This is a genomic window from Alcanivorax sp. MD8A (assembly GCF_002888555.1).
GTDB lineage: Bacteria > Pseudomonadota > Gammaproteobacteria > Pseudomonadales > Alcanivoracaceae > Alcanivorax.
In genome coordinates this window covers 14,938-31,951 of record NZ_AQOQ01000014.1, presented here as the reverse complement: position 1 = coordinate 31,951, position 17,014 = coordinate 14,938, and the positions used below count along the sequence as shown (strand labels likewise).

At 59.1% G+C, this 17,014-nt stretch carries 17 protein-coding genes; 14 read left to right on the top strand and 3 right to left on the bottom strand.

Going from position 1 to position 17,014, the window contains the following annotated elements:
* Nucleotides 1–30 precede the first annotated feature (30 nt).
* The 12 genes from fabD (at nucleotide 31) to A15D_RS09180 (ending at nucleotide 11,824) form a co-directional block, all read left to right on the top strand.
* On the top strand, nucleotides 31–960 hold the full coding sequence (fabD, locus tag A15D_RS09235) for an ACP S-malonyltransferase (RefSeq protein WP_022984170.1): 930 nt from the start codon (nucleotides 31–33) through the stop codon (nucleotides 958–960).
* An 87-nt stretch (nucleotides 961–1,047) separates the two neighbouring features.
* Nucleotides 1,048–1,779 (top strand): 3-oxoacyl-ACP reductase FabG, encoded by a 732-nt coding sequence (gene fabG, locus A15D_RS09230; protein ID WP_102791692.1) that lies wholly within the window; start codon nucleotides 1,048–1,050, stop codon nucleotides 1,777–1,779.
* 195 nt (nucleotides 1,780–1,974) lie between these two features.
* Nucleotides 1,975–2,208 (top strand): acyl carrier protein, encoded by a 234-nt coding sequence (acpP, locus tag A15D_RS09225; RefSeq protein ID WP_022984172.1) that lies wholly within the window; start codon nucleotides 1,975–1,977, stop codon nucleotides 2,206–2,208.
* Nucleotides 2,209–2,412: 204 nt separating this feature from the next.
* Nucleotides 2,413–3,651, top strand: coding sequence for a beta-ketoacyl-ACP synthase II (fabF, locus tag A15D_RS09220; RefSeq protein WP_102791691.1), 1,239 nt, complete (start codon nucleotides 2,413–2,415; stop codon nucleotides 3,649–3,651).
* A complete protein-coding gene (gene pabC, locus A15D_RS09215) occupies nucleotides 3,651–4,451 on the top strand; it encodes an aminodeoxychorismate lyase (RefSeq protein WP_102791690.1) in 801 nt (266 codons plus the stop codon). The genes fabF and pabC overlap by 1 nt, the downstream gene beginning before the upstream one ends.
* 74 nt (nucleotides 4,452–4,525) lie before the next feature.
* Nucleotides 4,526–5,584 (top strand): endolytic transglycosylase MltG, encoded by a 1,059-nt coding sequence (gene mltG / locus A15D_RS09210; RefSeq protein ID WP_022984175.1) that lies wholly within the window; start codon nucleotides 4,526–4,528, stop codon nucleotides 5,582–5,584.
* On the top strand, nucleotides 5,581–6,207 hold the full coding sequence (gene tmk / locus A15D_RS09205; protein WP_102791689.1) for a dTMP kinase: 627 nt from the start codon (nucleotides 5,581–5,583) through the stop codon (nucleotides 6,205–6,207). Before mltG ends, tmk begins: the two co-directional genes overlap by 4 nt.
* Nucleotides 6,198–7,196: a DNA polymerase III subunit delta' gene (locus A15D_RS09200; RefSeq protein ID WP_022984177.1), complete on the top strand. Its 999-nt coding sequence runs from the start codon at nucleotides 6,198–6,200 to the stop codon at nucleotides 7,194–7,196. The genes tmk and A15D_RS09200 overlap by 10 nt, the downstream gene beginning before the upstream one ends.
* Before the next feature lie 101 nt (nucleotides 7,197–7,297).
* A complete protein-coding gene (locus A15D_RS09195; protein WP_022984178.1) occupies nucleotides 7,298–7,645 on the top strand; it encodes a PilZ domain-containing protein in 348 nt (115 codons plus the stop codon).
* A 150-nt stretch (nucleotides 7,646–7,795) separates the two neighbouring features.
* Nucleotides 7,796–8,587, top strand: a complete 792-nt coding sequence (locus A15D_RS09190; protein WP_022984179.1) for a TatD family hydrolase — start codon at nucleotides 7,796–7,798, stop codon at nucleotides 8,585–8,587.
* The gene (locus A15D_RS09185) at nucleotides 8,584–9,897 is read left to right on the top strand and encodes a DNA recombination protein RmuC (protein WP_102791688.1); all 1,314 of its coding nucleotides are present in this window, start codon (nucleotides 8,584–8,586) and stop codon (nucleotides 9,895–9,897) included. The genes A15D_RS09190 and A15D_RS09185 overlap by 4 nt, the downstream gene beginning before the upstream one ends.
* Nucleotides 9,898–10,180: 283 nt before the next feature.
* Nucleotides 10,181–11,824 carry a trypsin-like serine protease gene (locus A15D_RS09180; RefSeq protein ID WP_102791687.1) on the top strand — a complete coding sequence of 548 codons (1,644 nt, stop codon included), beginning with the start codon at nucleotides 10,181–10,183 and terminating at the stop codon, nucleotides 11,822–11,824.
* Here the strand turns inward: A15D_RS09180 and A15D_RS09175 are convergent.
* Nucleotides 11,789–12,628 carry a hypothetical protein gene (locus A15D_RS09175; protein WP_102791686.1) on the bottom strand — a complete coding sequence of 280 codons (840 nt, stop codon included), beginning with the start codon at nucleotides 12,626–12,628 and terminating at the stop codon, nucleotides 11,789–11,791. The two genes, A15D_RS09180 and A15D_RS09175, sit on opposite strands and share 36 nt — an antisense overlap.
* A gap of 35 nt (nucleotides 12,629–12,663) precedes the next feature.
* Nucleotides 12,664–13,785, bottom strand: a complete 1,122-nt coding sequence (locus A15D_RS09170; RefSeq protein WP_102791685.1) for an aminotransferase class V-fold PLP-dependent enzyme — start codon at nucleotides 13,783–13,785, stop codon at nucleotides 12,664–12,666.
* 169 nt (nucleotides 13,786–13,954) lie between these two features.
* On the opposite strand from A15D_RS09170, the gene A15D_RS09165 reads away from it, so the two are divergent.
* Both A15D_RS09165 and A15D_RS09160 read left to right on the top strand, forming a co-directional pair.
* On the top strand, nucleotides 13,955–14,590 hold the full coding sequence (locus tag A15D_RS09165) for a TetR/AcrR family transcriptional regulator (RefSeq protein WP_102791684.1): 636 nt from the start codon (nucleotides 13,955–13,957) through the stop codon (nucleotides 14,588–14,590).
* Nucleotides 14,587–15,126, top strand: coding sequence for a DUF1285 domain-containing protein (locus A15D_RS09160; protein WP_102791683.1), 540 nt, complete (start codon nucleotides 14,587–14,589; stop codon nucleotides 15,124–15,126). Before A15D_RS09165 ends, A15D_RS09160 begins: the two co-directional genes overlap by 4 nt.
* Before the next feature lie 159 nt (nucleotides 15,127–15,285).
* On the opposite strand, the gene A15D_RS09155 is transcribed toward A15D_RS09160, so the two are convergent.
* Nucleotides 15,286–17,010: a bifunctional protein-serine/threonine kinase/phosphatase gene (locus A15D_RS09155; RefSeq protein ID WP_102791682.1), complete on the bottom strand. Its 1,725-nt coding sequence runs from the start codon at nucleotides 17,008–17,010 to the stop codon at nucleotides 15,286–15,288.
* Nucleotides 17,011–17,014 lie beyond the last annotated feature (4 nt).

The following is a 17,014-nucleotide window of genomic DNA, read 5'->3' as shown; positions in this document are numbered from 1 at the left end:
ATACTGCCGCCGAATTCAAGGGGATAACCAATGTCCAAGACGGCTTTCATCTTTCCCGGTCAGGGCTCCCAGGCACTGGGTATGCTGTCCGATTTCGCGGATCGACCCGCGGTAAAACAGACGTTTGCGGAAGCGTCCGGTGCGCTGGATCTGGACCTCTGGGCCTTGTGTCAGGATGGCCCGAAAGAAGCGCTGAATCAGACCGAAAATACCCAGCCGCTGTTGCTCACGGCAGGTGTTGCCCTGTGGCGGCTGTGGGAGCAGAGCGGTGGGCCGCGCCCGCAGTTTCTGGCTGGCCACAGTTTGGGCGAATACACCGCTTTGAGCTGTGCCGGGGTGATCAATCTGGGCGATGCGGTGCGTCTGGTCCGCACCCGGGGTCAGCTGATGCAGGAAGCGGTGGCGGAAGGCCAGGGCAAGATGGCTGCGGTGCTGGGTCTGGATGATGACCAGGTACGTGCTGCCTGTGAGCAAGCGGCTAACGGCGATGTGGTCGAGGCGGTGAACTTTAACGCCCCCGGTCAGGTGGTGATTGCCGGGTCCGCCGAGGCGGTCGAGCGTGCCATTGCTGCCTGTAAGGAAGCGGGTGCCAAGCGTGCCATGCCGCTGCCGGTTAGTGTGCCGTCGCACTGTGCGCTGATGAAGCCTGCCGCCGAGAAGCTTGCCGAGACACTGAATAACACCAACTTCCATGCGGCGGAAATGCCGGTGATCAATAACGTGGATGTGGCGGTGGAAACCGATCCTGCACAGATTCGCGATGCCTTGATTCGCCAACTCTATTCGCCGGTGCGCTGGGTGGAAACCGTACAGGCGCTCAAGGAACAGGGTGTGATCCGGGTGTATGAATGTGGTCCGGGCAAGGTGCTTGGCGGCCTGATCAAGCGTATTGATCGTGATGTGGCTTCCTGCGCGCTGGAAACCGCGGATGCCTTCGAGGCGGCGTTGACCGGACAGTAACCCGGCTGTCATGTGTGCCGGGCAGGATTGCCCGGCAGCCTGCGGATGGCACGGACCTCAGACCAATTCAGAACAAGGGGATAAAGGATGACAGACAAGAAAGTGGCCCTGGTCACCGGTGCCAGCCGTGGCATTGGCCGTGCTATTGCCAACCAGCTGATTGCCGATGGTTTTTTTGTGGTAGGCACGGCGACCTCTGAAGGTGGCGCCACGGCAATCGGTGAGGCGCTGGGTGCAAACGGTGCTGGCAAGGTGTTGAACGTGGCCGATAAAGCGTCCGTTGAGAGCACGCTGAAAGCCATCACCGAGGAATTCGGCGCGCCGCTGGTACTGGTGAACAATGCTGGCATCACACGTGACAACATCATGCTTCGCATGAAGGATGATGAGTGGGAAGATGTGATCAATACCAACCTGAATTCCCTCTACCGTGTCAGCAAGGCATGCCTGAAAGGCATGACCAAGGCGCGCTGGGGGCGGATCATCAATATCAGTTCCGTGGTTGGCACCATGGGGAATGCCGGTCAGGCAAACTATGCGGCTGCCAAGGGCGGGGTAGAAGGGTTTACCCGTGCATTGGCCCGAGAGCTGGGTTCCCGTAACATCACGGTAAATTCCGTGGCGCCAGGCTTTATCCAGACGGATATGACCGATGGCCTGGCAGACGCGCAGAAAGAATCCCTGCTGTCCGGCATCCCGCTGGGACGCCTTGGACAGCCGGAAGAAATTGCCAGCGCTGTAGCCTGGTTGGCCAGCGATGGCGGTGGGTATGTGACCGGTACTACCGTGCATGTCAATGGCGGCATGTTTACCGGTTAAGACTCTGGGCCCCGAAGTGGGGCGCGCAAGTGTTTCTGTGTAAGCGGCCTAATTGACTGTTTTTACAGAAAAAAATATTTGGAAAAACTTGAAGGAAATGCACCGGGCCTGTTCGCTTGCAAGCGCAAACTGCGTTCACCTAGAATAGCCGCTGACAGGTGCTAGCACACCATCAATCAGGAGAGTTAAAGGATCATGAGCAGCATCGAAGAACGCGTAAACAAAATCATCGTAGAACAACTGGGTGTTAAGCCGGAAGACGTAAAGCCAGAAGCGTCCTTCGTTGAAGATCTGGGTGCCGACTCCCTGGACACCGTTGAGCTGGTTATGGCTCTCGAAGAAGAATTCGAGACCGAGATTCCGGACGAAGAAGCTGAGAAAATCAGCACCGTTCAGTCCGCAGTCGACTACATCAAAGCCCACAGCTGATATTCAGTTGCTGAGCACCACAAAAAAACCGCAGGTTCAGTGAGCTTGCGGTTTTTTTGTGCGCGCGTTTTGGTAGCGAAGGCTGCCAGCGCATTGAGGAGATAACCGCTTACATAATGGCGGCCTGCTGAAGGGGCGAGTGTAGTAATCTTGTCGCACTGGCAGCGTTTAATGCTCCAAATTTGAAGAACTGGAGGAATTCGGGTGACAACACGGCGCGTTGTAATCACAGGGCTGGGCATGCTGACCCCGCTGGGTGCAGATGTAACTTCCAGCTGGGAAGGCATCAAGGCAGGGAAAAGCGGGATTCGTACGATTGAGCATTTTGATACGGAGCCGTTTTCCACGCGTTTTGCTGGCCTGGTACCGGACTTTGATGTCTCCAGCTATTTGTCTCCGAAAGACGCACGCAAGCTGGATATCTTTATTCAGTACGGGTTGATTGCGGCAATCCAGGCGGTGCGTGATTCCGGTCTGGATATGGATAAAGAAGACGCGGAGCGTGTTGGTGCAGCTATCGGCTCGGGTATCGGTGGCCTGACCAACATTGAAGAGAACCATATCAAGATGGTGAATAACGGCCCGCGAAAGCTGACGCCATTCTTCGTGCCGGGCACCATTATCAATATGATCGCGGGTAATCTGGCTATCATGTACGGCATGAAAGGGCCGAACTTTGCCACGGTGACAGCCTGTACCACAGGTACTCACAATATCGGATTCGCTGCACAGCAGATTCAGTTGAACCAGGCCGATGTGATGGTGGCCGGTGGGGCAGAGAAAGCGTCCACCCCTCTGGGGCTTGGTGGTTTTTCTGCTGCTCGGGCGTTGTCCACCCGCAATGATGATCCCCAGGCCGCCAGCCGCCCCTGGGACAAGGATCGAGACGGGTTTGTACTCGCGGATGGCGCCGGGGCCGTGGTGCTTGAAGAGTATGAACACGCCAAGGCTCGCGGTGCGACCATTTATGCAGAGCTTGTGGGCTACGGGATGAGCGATGACGCCTATCACATCACTGCCCCGGCGGAAGGCGGCGTTGGTGCCATGCAGGCCATGCGTAATGCCCTGCGCAATGCTGGTGTCAGCCCGGATCAGGTGGATTACATCAACGCCCACGGCACCTCTACCCAAATGGGTGACCTGGCTGAGGTCGCTGCCGTGAAGAGCTTGTATGGCGATCATGCGTACAAGCTGGCGGTCAGCTCGACCAAATCCATGGTCGGTCACCTGCTGGGCGCCGCAGGTGCCATTGAGGCGATCTTCTCCATTCTGGCGATGCGCGACTCTGTGGCACCGCCTACCATCAACCTGCAGAATCCGGACGAAGGCTGCGATCTCAACCTGGTCGCCAATGAAGCGCAGCAGCGCAACATCGACTATGCCATGTCCAATTCCTTCGGTTTTGGTGGCACCAACGGCACCCTGCTGTTCAAGAAGGTGTAATGCGCCTGGACCCCCGTGATCGAGGCCTTGCCTATGGCGATGGGGTTTTCGAAACCCTGCGCATAACGGCGGCCGGTGAGGCCCCGTTGTGGCCTCGCCACCTGGCCCGCCTGCAGGCGGGTTTGCAGGCCCTGGGCATTCCGGCCCCGGCCCCGAGTTGTCTACAGGGTGCCCTGGCGTCCGCGATCGGAGCGTTGGCAGGGCGCCAGGGGGTGGTCAAGATGACGGTCACTCGCGGTGTGGGTGGGCGGGGTTACCTGCCGCCATCGCGCGTTACCCCGACCCTCTTTGTGCAACACGGAGACCTTCCGCAATGGTCCCGGGCCCAGCGAGAGCAGGGCATTGAGCTTGGCGTGTGCCAGACGGTTCTTCATCCTGATCTGCTGGCAGGCTACAAGCACCTTAACCGCCTACCCCAGGTGCAGGCGCGCCGGGAGGTCGCCCGGTACGGGTGGGATGAAGGCTTGTTGTTATCCCCGCGTCAGCAACCGCTGGAAGCCACCAGCATGAATCTGTTTGTCCGTTTTGAGGATCACTGGTGGACACCGGATCTGGCGAGGGCGGGTGCGGGGGTCGCCGGGGTCATGCGGGATGTGCTCCAGGAAAAACTGGTCGCCCAGGGCATGCGAGTCTGCTCTGATCTGCGGCCGCTGTCACAGCTCCGTCACGCTGAAGCGTTGTTTTTGTGCAACAGTGTTGTCGGCGTGCTGCCGGTGCGTAAACTGGCGCAGTGGCACTGGCCGGTGACGGCCGAGCTGGCCGCATTACAGGCGCAGGCGGAACAACTTTTCCATCAATAACTCCCTTGGTGCGCCTTTCAGTCAGCCAATACAATCTTGCTGGCTTTCCTTCTCACAGGCCCTACAATTTCGCTATGCGTAAAAAAATTCGAATTTTCGGACTACTGGTAGTCCTGCTGGTAGTCGCTGTTCCTCTGGCCGGGGCCTGGGTCAGCAGTTATCTCCATCGCCCTCTGCCTGTTGACGAGCCCCGTGTGGTAGGCGTTGAGCCCGGTGAGGGGCTCAGCCGTGTGCTCTGGAAGCTGAAAGGCGAGGGGATTCTTGGTGCTGCTCAGGAGGCTGAGTTCCGCCGTCTGGGCGCCCGTCTGTATAGCAGCTTTACCGGCATGGACTCGCGTTTGCACGTGGGGGAGTACCAGCTGAATCCTGGCGATTCGTTGCTGGCCCTGCTCGAGAAAATGGATCGCGGTGAAGTCATGCAGCGAAGCCTGACGTTGGTAGAGGGCTGGAATTTTCGTGAGCTGCGTGCCCGTCTTGAGACGGAAGATACCCTGACACAAACCCTTGAGGGATTATCGGATCAGGAGGTGATGGCCCGGTTGGGTTATCCGGATCGCCATCCGGAAGGCTGGTTTGCGCCGGAAACCTATTTCTATACCCGTGGTACCTCAGACCTGACCGTGCTCAAGCGGGCTCTGGAGCGTCAGGAAGCTGTGCTTGAACAAGCCTGGCTGGAGCGAGAGGAAGGGCTGCCTTACGAGACGGCCTATGACGCTCTGGTGATGGCCTCCATCGTGGAAAAGGAAACCGGCGTGCCCAGCGAGCGAGCTGAAATCGCTGGGGTATTTGTGAACCGTCTGCGCAAGGGCATGCGGCTGCAAACGGATCCCACGGTGATCTACGGCATGGGCGAGTCCTATCAGGGCAATATCCGTCGCAGTGACCTTCGTCGACCGACGCCCTACAACACCTATGTGATCAAGGGTATGCCGCCCACGCCCATTGCCATGCCAGGCAAGGACGCGATTGTGGCTGCCTTGCACCCGGCGAAAACCGAATCTCTCTACTTTGTTGCCCGTGGCGATGGCAGTCACTACTTTTCCAAAACCCTGGCTCAGCACCAGAAAGCGGTGCGTGATTACCAGCTGCGTCGTCGTGAAGGCTATCGCTCGTCCCCGGGAGCGTCGCAATGAGTGGACGCTTTATCACCCTGGAAGGCGGTGAGGGAGCCGGCAAGAGCAGCAACCTTGAATGGTTGGCCGAGCAATTGCGTGCGTCGGGCAAAACGGTGCTGTTGACCCGCGAGCCCGGTGGGACACCGCTGGCGGAATCCATTCGCCATGTCTTGCTGAACCCCTCGGATGAACCCATGGCAGCACATACCGAGCTGCTATTGGTCTTTGCTGCCCGGGCCCAACACCTGGCGGAAAAGATTCGCCCGGCTCTTGAGCGTGGCGACTGGGTATTGTGCGACCGGTTTGTGGATGCTACCTGGGCTTATCAGGGCGCAGGTCGCGGTCTGGATGCTGAGGCCATTGCCCAGCTGGAAACGCTGGTGATTGGCGAAAGCCGTCCGGACATGACGATCCTGTTTGATGTGCCTGTGGAGGTGGGTATGAGCCGGGCAGGCAAACGCGCCGCCCTGGACCGTATCGAGCAGGAGGATGTGGCCTTTTTCGAACGAATTCGCACGCATTACCTGCAACGGGCCAGCCACGAGCCGGGGCGCTTTCGGGTGCTGGATGCGGCTCAGCCGCTGGAACAGGTGCGCGAACAACTCAATCCTCTGCTTGAGGAGATGCTGGCATGGCCGTAACCGCTCCGATTCAGGTTCCCTGCCCCTGGCACCAGGGAGAGATGGAGCGGCTGCTCGATCAGCATCAGCAAGGGCGCTTGCCCCATGCCCTGTTATTGAGCGGCCCTCGTGGCATAGGCAAGGTGCGGTTGGCGGAATCACTGGCCCAGACGCTGCTGTGCGACAACCCTGCCGGGTTGCCCTGTGGGCGTTGCCAGGGCTGTCAACTCAGTACCGCCGGGACGCACCCCGATTACCACCGTCTCAGCCCGGAAGATGGCAGCAAGGCCATCAAGATTGATCAGGTGCGCCAGCTGGTGAGTTTTGCGACCCGAACGGCGCAATACGGCGGTTACCGGGTGGCCATCATCCAGCCGGCGGAAGCGCTTAATCGCAATGCGCAGAATGCCTTGCTGAAGACCCTGGAAGAGCCAGGTAACCAGACCCTGCTGCTGCTGGTCAGCCACCAACCCAGCTTGTTGTTGCCTACCATCCGTAGCCGTTGCCAACAGCGGCCGCTGGCGGTGCCAGCCACTGGCCAGGCACTGGAGTGGTTGCAGGGGCAGGTCAGTGAGCCGGAATCGCTGTTGGATGCCGCGCAGGGGGCGCCCTTGCAGGCGCTGGCGCTGGAGCAAGCTGACTGGTTTGCCGATCGCCGCAAGTTGCTGGAAGCGCTGGTCATGGTGGCAGAGGGGCGGCAGTCGCCCGCGCAGGCTTCGCCAGTGCTGGCAAAGCATGACCCGGTAGAATTGGCAGGGGTGATTTACGGTTGGCTGGCCCGTGGCCTGAAATCCGTCGTGGCTGACGATAACAGTGCGGATGCGGAGCTGGCACCGTTGCTGAAGCGCCTGGCGACGGCGGTGCCTGCGGCACGCCTGATGCGCGCCGCCCAGCGGGTGCTGGAAGGTCGCCGTGCCTTGCTGGCCGGGGCCAACCCCAATAAGGATTTGCTCTACGAGCAATGGCTGCTGGTACTGGTGGGCGTTGACGCTGCCCCGGCTGGCCACTAATCTTGATTGAAAATTAATAATAAAGTCGTACGGACGGGCCCTTTACCCTAGAGTGGCAAGAGTGGCGTTAGACGGATGACCAGAGCAAAGAGGCGGTTCCCATGAAAATGCCTGGCGGGCGCAGCGGCATTGTGTCGCTTTCCATCAAGGACAAGGCGGTGCTGTATTCGGCCTATATGCCGTTCATTACCCATGGTGGCTTGTTTATTCCCACCGACAAGCAATACAAGCTGGGCGAAGAGATTTTCCTGTTGCTGAATATCATGGATGAGCCGGACAAGATTCCGGTGGCCGGTAAGGTCGTCTGGATTACTCCCAAGGGGGCTCAGGGTAACCGTAGTGCCGGGATTGGGGTGCAGTTCTCGGATCAGGATGACACTGCCCGGGTCACCATTGAGAACCATTTGGCCGGCTCGCTGGAATCCGACCGGCCCACCCATACCATGTAACGCAACACGCAATACGCAAAACCAAGGCAGGCCGCGTCCAGGGTTGGAACGCGGCCTTGTTGTTTCCGGGGGATCAATCCAGGCCTGGAGCGTGAAGCATGGCGGTGATCTACGCTACAATTCCGGGCCTTAATCGTGCCGGAGCTGTTCATGTCTGCTGCCACTTTTGTGGATTCCCATTGTCACCTTGATCGACTGAATCTGGATGCCCACGGCGGTGACTTTTCCGCCATGATGACCGCGACGGAAGAGGCCGGGGTCAGCCATATGCTCTGCATCGGGGTCGACCTGGAAAGTTTTCCTGATGTGCAGGCATTGGCGGACCGCTATCCCCATGTGTTTGCCAGTGTCGGCGTGCACCCTTTGTACAAGGAGTCCCGTGAGCCTTCTGCTGAAGAGCTGGTCGAGCGGGCGTCACACCCGAAAGTGGTGGCCATTGGGGAAACGGGGCTCGATTACTTTTACGCCAAGGAAGAACGTGACTGGCAGCGCCGCTACTTCATTGCTCATATCGAGGCGGCACGCGAAACCGGCTTGCCTCTGGTCATCCATACCCGGGGGGCCAAGGACGACACGCTGGCGTTGCTCCGTGAGCACGGGCAGGGTGAAGTGAAAGGGGTCTTGCACTGTTTCACCGAAGACCTGGACATGGCCCTGCAGGCCATCGAGATGGGGTTCTACGTCTCAATTTCAGGCATTGTCACCTTCCGTAATGCCGAGTCCTTAAGGGACACAGTGAAAGCGCTACCGATCGAGCGCCTGTTGATCGAAACCGATTCGCCGTGGCTGGCGCCGGTACCGTTTCGTGGCAAGCCCAACGAACCCCGTTTTGTGGCTCAGGTGGCGGAGTGTGTGGCGGAGCTTAAAGGGGTCCCGGTGGATGAGTTGGCTCGGGTGACGGCAGATAACTTCTTTACTCTTTTCAGCAAGGCGCAACGATGAATAGCACGGTAATGATTGCTCTGGCATCGGCATTGGCCGCAGCCCTGATAGCGGCTTTGTTGGTCTGGTTGCTGGAGCGCCGGCGGCAGTCACAGTTGAGCCTGCAATTCCAGCAGGAAAAGGAGCAGCTGCGTGAGCCGTTGGCTCAGGTGCCCCTGTTGCGAGAGCAGATAGAGATTACCAACAAGCGGCTGCAGGACAGTGAAAGCCGGGCTCAGCAGCTGGCTGCAGAGAAAGCCCGTCTGGAAGAGCGGCTGGCCGGACAGGAAGAAAAACTTGTGTTCGCGGAGAAGAGCAGAGAGCTGCTCAAGCAGGAATTTGAAAACCTGTCCGCGCGGATTTTTGAACAACGCAGCAAGCAGCTTCACGAACAGCAACAACAGGGCCTGGACGGTCTGCTCAAGCCTTTTCGTGAGCAACTCACGGACTTTCGTCGTCGGGTCGACCAGATTCACAGTGATGAGACGCGCACCCAGGCGACCTTGCTGGAACAGCTCAATCAGCTCAAGGGGCTGAACCAACAGATGCACGAGGACGCCCGCAACCTGACCGATGCCCTGAAAGGGCAGGTGAAGACCCAGGGCAACTGGGGCGAGATGATTCTCGAACGGGTGCTGGAGTCGTCAGGCCTGACGCGGGGCCGGGAATATGAAACCCAGGTGAGCCTCAAGGATGAGAGCGGTCAACGTCGCTTGCCGGATGCCATCGTACACCTGCCGGAAGACAAGGATGTGGTGATTGATGCGAAGGTATCTCTGGTGGCCTACGAACGGTTGGCGTCAGCCGCGGATGCCGAGGAGCGGGAGCAGGCGTTGCGTGAGCATCTGGCGTCCCTGCGCAGCCATATCAAGGGGCTTGATGCCAAGGACTACAGTGGTCTGGAAGGTATCCGCAGCCTGGATTTCGTACTGCTGTTCATCCCCATTGAGGGAGCCTTCATGGTGGCCATGGAGCAGGATGCCAGCCTGTACACCGATGCCTTCGCACGCAATATCGTGTTGGTGAGCCCGACCACACTGCTGGTTACCCTGCGCACCATTCAGAATATCTGGCGGTATGAATACCAGAACCGTAATGCACTGGATATTGCCGACCGGGCCGGCAAGATCTGCGACCAGGTCTCGTTGCTGGATGAGTCCCTGGGCGACCTGGGCGACAAGCTCAACAAGGCACATTCTGCCTGGGAGACCACTCATAATCGTCTCACCCAGGGCAGGGGGAACCTGTTACGTCAGGCCAACCAATTGATGGATCTGGGGGCCAAGGCGCGCCGTGCGTTACCGCGTGTAACTGACGATGATTCAGAATGACTGACGGGTCTGTCTGACAAAATAAGCGATACAATGTAAAACTTACAGCGATATGCAGTTGTTTTTTGGTTAAAAAACTTCAGTAAAAATCCTTTTTAAATGACGTCATTTGTCGTAAATGGCGTCGAAATCCCACACAAAGTGACCGGACTTGCCAGTCAGTTTTGGCGCTCATCTAGTACCTTTGTACCACCATCGTAATATCAGAACTGCATCACAAGACGCATTGATATTCCGTGGTTAATATTTCGCCGGTAACGAAATATTAGCTGAGGGTAAAGAAATGTATCGTTTGATGTTGGCTCTGTTTCTGGTGGCAGGCCTGGGTCAGACGGTTACGGCGCTGGAAGCCCAGCCCCGGGTAGTCGGGGGACAGGACGTAAAGACAATCAGGCCGTGGATGGCCGAGGTGGAAATCAGTCGTACCGGCGACCCGGAACGTGGGGCAACCCTGTGTGGCGGCACCTTGATTGCGCCCCAGTGGGTTGTGACTGCAGCCCATTGCGTCACGGCTGACGGGGTGACGCACAGTGCGTCGATTCTGTTTGTGTCGCTGGGCTCAGTGAACCGCAACAGCACCCCGCCGGAGCGCCATGGGGTGGCTGCAGTGCGGGTACATCCCCACTACGACAGTCGTACTTTTCATAATGATATCGCCTTGCTGAAACTGGACTCCGCCAGTGGTTACGCCCCGTTGGAGTTGGGCAAGGCGTCGGTTATCGCTGATCTGACCCGAGGTCCTGCGGATGAAGCGCTGGAGGTGCTGGGTTGGGGCTCGACTGCCAGCAGTGGCTACGGCATGTCTGATACCTTGCAGAGTGCCATGCTGGACTATGTGTCTCCCGCCTATTGTGCCAGTCAGTGGAGCAATCTGGGTAACAGTCAGATCTGTGCCGGAGAAATGAATCCGCAGGGCCAGCGTCAAGACAGTTGCCGCGGTGACAGTGGCGGTCCGCTGGTTTATGCCCAGGGTGACAAGCAGTGGTTGGTTGGGATCACCAGCTATGGCCACGAAACCTGCGCGACCTCAGGGGTGCCTGCGGTCTATACCCGTGTTGACAGTTTCCTGTCCTGGCTGGAGGGCACCACCAGTAATGGTCTGGTGGATCTGGAGCCACAGGGGCTTGATGGTGAGACCTATCAATCCATCGGCGTCCCCGTCACCCTGAGCCCGAGCCTGTACAACAGCAGCCGTCAAACCCGGGCCCGAAATGTGGGCCTGCAGATTGATCATCAGCGTGGGCTCAAGGTGGCCGTCAGCGGTCTGAACTGTGAGCGCTACGCGACCTATACCCGCTGTGACAGCAGTCAGTCGCTCAGTGCCGGGGCGACGGGTAGCCGTTACAACCTGACGCTGAGCGCCAGTGACCGTTGGGCGGGCGATGTCACGGTGCGACCGGTGAGCGATTCACACGATTATTTTTCCAGGGCCGGGGAAAGTTTCCGTCTGGTGTTCAGCGATGAGCCGGACCTGGTGCTGTCGTTAACGACGCGCCGTGGCGATGATGGCCGTGTTCGAGTCAATGCCCAGGTGGAAAATCGGGCTACGCACCGCAGCGCGGCTCGCGTGCGCGTGGCGTTTTATGTGCCTGATGGCTGGTCTGCCGAGGTGCCGGACAATTGCAGTGGCAGTACGACGGTGCAGTGCGGTCTTGGCGATGTGGCACCCGCTACGCTCGCCGCGCAGCAGCTTCTGCTGCAGGGTGACGGCGATACGGTTATGTCGGTGCAGGTCTGGTCTGACAACGGGGATTATCCGGCGGGGGACACCTACGCCACCACACGGCCAGCTCAGGCGCGTGCTGCTACCGTCACTCCGCCCGCTCAGTCTGGTGGCAATGGGGGTGGCAGTGGTGGTGGTGGCAGCCTGTCCTGGCTGTGGCTGACGACGTTACTGCTGGTTGCCGTTCGCCGGTTCTACCAGTGACAGATGGCGCTGGCGCTCGGGCGCCAGCGCGCCTTGATTGCCCTTCCAGGGAACGGCGTCCACCCCTTTGGGGATTTCCGTCAGCTGGAAGGGGGCCTTGATGATTTCGAAATAGGGCGAGTGATCAAAGTCGGCGGCGGTGACCGCTCTGGGCTGCAGCCGGAGCAGGCGCGCGCCGCTGCCATCTTCCTTGACCAATGGCATGACGGGAAACTGGACGAAGCTGAAGGCATCGGCAACCACGGTGCCGCTGAGTGCCTTGATCAGCTCTCCGGCCCAGCGTCGGTACATGCGGGTACGCCACAATAGTGGAAGCCAGCGCCACGGCATCATGCCGAGCAGGGCAAGGGCGCCCCAGGACTGCCCGCCACCGGCACCAATACGGCTGATGGCATAACGCATGACGTCCTGGGCTTCGCTGTCGCTGAGCCCCTGGGCCCGGCACACACGCATCTGTCGACCCTCAAGGGCTGACAGGGGCTCTACGATCAGGCCCCGTTCCAGGCGGGCATCAATTACCAGTTGGGTGTCCGGTTCGCAGGGGGTGTAGTCGGCCAGCAGGGCGCGAAGGGCCGGGTCGGCCACATCATGAAGTCGGCCCACGTAAAGTACGGCACGGGCATAGCGGCTATCGCCGATCACCTTGAACGTGCGGTCTACGGTACTGTGGCCAGAGACCAGCAGCACATCGCAGGGGCGAATCACCGAGCGCAGGCTTTCCAGGTCCGCACTGGGGTGTCCCAAGGACTCGTCCCGTTGCAGACGGCGGCAAATCCATTCGTAGACCGCGCGCTGTCGACTCATTCTCTATCCCACCCAACAATCAAAGTCACTGGAGCTTACAGCAGGGCCAAAGCCCGGTCGATGACCGAATACGACGTATAGAAATGCGGTGAAAATCGCACGCCGCCGCCTCGTTCAGCACAGACCACCCCACCTTGTTTAAGGCGTTGAAAGGTCGCTGCAGGATCTTCTCCGGGCAGGGTGAACGTAACGATACCTGCGCAGCGTTCGGGGGCAGCTGGGCTCAAGAGCGAGGCGCCGCGCTGCAGCAGACCGTCAATCAGGTACTGGACGCGTTCCGCCAGCCTGTCTGCCACGGTTTCCATGGTGGTTTCCTGCAGCAACGAGAGCGAGGCTTCCAGCGCATGAACGCCCAGCATGTTGGGGCTGCCGCATTCGAAGCGTTTGGCGTTGTCGGCGACCTGCCAGTCCTTGCGGGTGTAGTCTCCCGGGTTGGCAATCATATGCCAGCCATGCTGACGCAGGGTCAACTCCGGCTGTACTTCCCGGCGGCAGTAGAACAGTGCCAGCCCTTCCGGACCCAGCATCCATTTATGGCCATCGGCGACCACAAAATCGGCCATGCAGGCGCGGGCGTCAAAGGGCAGGGCGCCCAGGATCTGGATGGCATCCACACAGAACAGAATGCCTCGCTCACGGCAGCCCTTGCCAATGGGGGCCATGTCCATCAACAGGCCGCTGCCGTATTGCACCGCTGACAGGGACACCAGCCGGGTGGCTGGGGTTAGCGCTTCAATAATGGCCTGCTCTGGATCGTCGACGTCCAGATTGACCTCAACGACGCCGACTCCCTGATTGGCCAGGGCTTGCCAGGGAATGCGGTTGGACGGGAACTCCTGATCACTGATCACAATCTGGTCCCCGGCATGCCAGTCCAGCCCCTGGGCAATCACCGACAAGCCCTCGGAGGTATTTTTCAGCAGGGCGATCTCATCGGTACCCACCTGGCCGATCAGCCAGGCGAGCCGCTGCCGTAACCGTTGCTCCACTCCCAGCCACTTCGGGTAATCCCGGGCGCCGAGACTGCAGTTGGCTTCGGCAAAGGCGCACACCGCATCGCGGGTGCGCTGCGGCCAGGGGGCAACGGCCGCATGGTTGAGATAGAGCAGGTCATCCTGCTGGGGAAATTCCGTGTGGTCTGGCACTGATGAAGGCATCCTGGCTCCCTTGCTTGCGCACCGGTTCTGGCGTTGACACCATGCTAACGCGGCAGATTGTCTTATGCAGGTAAACAGCGCAGGGTATTCGTTCGTATGCTTATAAAAAAGGAATACGTTAGAATTGCCGGCAGGAGTGACAAGTTCTGTTGTGCTCAAGGAGAAATGGATGGGTGACCTGGAAAAAGCCACGCGCAAGGCGCAAGAGTTTCGCCAGCGTGAACGGCAAATTCTTGATGCTGCTCTGGAGTTGTTTCTGGAGGAAGGCGAAGACCGTGTCACGGTGGAGATGATTGCGGACCGGGTGGGCATCGGAAAAGGCACCATCTACAAGCACTTTGAAACCAAGAACGAGATCTATCTGCTGTTGATGCTCCGCTACGAGGAGGATCTGGCAGAGGTGTTCAAGCAGATCTCCGGTGCGGACGACAAGGAGAAACTGGCCCGGGAGTATTTCCGTTTCCGGATCAGTGATCCCAAGCGTTACCAACTGTTTGATCGCCTGGAAAACAAGGTGATCAAGGATCATGCGCTGCCCGAGCTGGTAGAAAAGCTGCACAGCATTCGTGAAGCGAATTTTGCCCGCTTGACGGAGATCGTCGAAGCGCGGATGGCAGAAGGTTCGCTGGAAGATGTCCCCCCGATCTACCACATCTGTTCCGCCTGGGCGCTGGCCCATGGTGCGGTGGCACTGATGGAATCCCCGTTTTACCAGCGTCTTATTGATGACAAGGATGATTTCGTGGATTTCCTTATCGAAATCGGTATCCGTATGGGGAACAAGGGGCAACGGGGGGCCAAATGAGCCAGCCCGACGATCTGCTGACCTTGTTGGAAAAGGCAGAGAAAGACGAGAGCGGCTTGCCGCCGGTACATGCGTGGAAGCCGGAACGGCATGCCGATATTGATATGCGCATTGCCCGAGACGGCACCTGGTATTATGAGGGATCGCCCATTGAGCGTGAGCGCATGGTCGCCCTGTTTTCCACCATCCTGTTGCGTGAAGGGGAGGATTACTTCCTGATTACGCCGGTGGAGAAACTCCGTATCCAGGTAGAAGATGCGCCCTTTGTAGCGGGTGAAGTCCAGCAGGTTGACAACAAGCTGGTGTTCACCACCAATGTGGGTAGCCATGTCATCGCGGGTGCCGAGCACCCGATCCGGGTGGACACCGACCCCTCAACCGGCGAACCCTCACCCTACATTACCGTACGCAAGAACCTGCACGCCCTGATCGGCCGAAGCGCATTCTACCAGTTGGTGGATTGGGCAGAGGAGGTGGATGGCAGGTTGGTGGTTGAGAGTGGTGGGGAGGGGTTTGTGTTGGGTGCTCTGGAATAGTTAACAGTGAACAGTGAACAGTGAACAGTTGCGCGAGCAACGACATTCTTTCTAAAACGCATGAGGCCGCGCCCAAACCCTGGGCGCGGCCTCATGCGTTTTAGACCCAACCCCGTTTATTACGCGGGTTTTCGCTGTTAACTATTCACTGTTAACTGTTCACTGATTAAGGCTCACACTAATCAGCAACAACATCACCAACACCAGGCAAGCCCCTTTCCATAATCGCAGCTCGTTGATGCTGTTGTCCTTGCCGGGTTTGGTGGCGCGGACGGGGCGGCGCAGGGCGTCGCGGAATTCGGCAGCGTCGGCGAAACGTTGGTTGGGGTGCCGTTGCAGGCCAATTTGCAGGACGTTGTTGATCCACAATGGGATAAAGGCGTTCAGGGTCTGCAGTGCGGGTAGCGGTCGGTGGTTGCTCTTCTCGTAACGGCCTTGCCAGGGCAGGGCACCGGTCAGCATTTCGTGGATGATCGCGGCGGCTGAAAACAGGTCACTTTGTTCGCTGGGAGCGTCCCCGTCGACCAGTTCCGGTGCCGTGTAGTCCCGGGTACCCAGTGGAATGTCCGAGGCGCTCTGTTCCATGCCACGGCAATGGCAGCTACCAAAATCCACGATGCGAACCAGCCCGGACGTATCGACCATGATGTTGTCGGGTTTCAGGTCGCCGTGGATAACGTCCGCACGGTGCAGTGCGCGAATACCGTTGAGCAGCTGGTCAGCCAGATACAGTTTTTCCTCTACGGCCGCATCCGGGTGTTCCTTGAGCCACTGTTTGAGAGTAACGCCATCGATGAACTCCAGATGCTGGTACAGGCAGCTGGGGGTCTCTGGCAGTGGCAGGGCGTGCAACAGGTGCGGGTTGCGCAGCCGGCTTCCGACCCAGCCTTCCATCACGAACCGCTCCAGGGCATCGCGGTCGTCTTCCAGATTGACCGAAGGAGTTTTCAATACGGAACGCTTGCCTTCCTCATTTTCCACCAGGTACAGGTGGCTTCTCACACTGGCATAAAGTTCTCGTTTGACGGTGAACCCGTCGACTTTCATCCCGGGGCTGAGGGGAGGGGGAAGTGGCAGGCTGCCACGCTGTTTCAGGGTTTCATCGGCACTGGCATCCGGCAGGCCGTCGACTCTCAACACCTGGCAGCTGAGGTTGTCATCACTGCCGTTGGCCAGTGCGGCTTCTACCAGTGTCTGGGCAATCACGTCGGGGGCCTCGCAGCCGCGAACAATGCCTTGCATGCGCGAACGGCTTAGAAACCCGTGAATGCCGTCGGTGGTCAGCAGGTAGATATCGCCTACTTGCAGGTCGGTGCTGCTGTAATCCACGTCGAGCCGGGTGTCGCCGCCCATCACCCGAGTCAGCACCTGCCGGTTTTCACCGATCATGCGACTGTGGTCACGGGTCAGGCATTCCAGTTTGTCGTTGCGCAGTCGCCAGATCCGCGAATCCCCGACTTGGAAAAGGTGGGCAGTGCGCGAACGCAGAATCAACAGCGACAGGGTGCACAAGTGGCTTTCGCCGGCCAGGGTCTGGCGGCACAACCACCGGTTCAGTGCTTCGAGAACGCGCTGGGCCGAGCGGGGGATACTCCACAAAGCGGGAGTGGCGTAGTAATCACTGATAAACCCGAGGACACAGGACTCCGCCGCTTCGCGGGCGGCTCCGGCGGTAGACAGGCCATCGGCCAGTGCCGCTACGATGCCTTTGGTGCGAAGCAGGGGGCCATCAGGAATCTGCATGGCCAGGGCATCCTGGTTGTGCAGTTTGGGCCCGGCATCGCTGTACTGACCAATACGAACCTTCGGGTGCAGCTCGGGTTCGTGCTCCGCGGTAGCGTCAAGCGCACTCGGGGCGGGCAGATCAGCGGTGGAAGTTTCCATATCC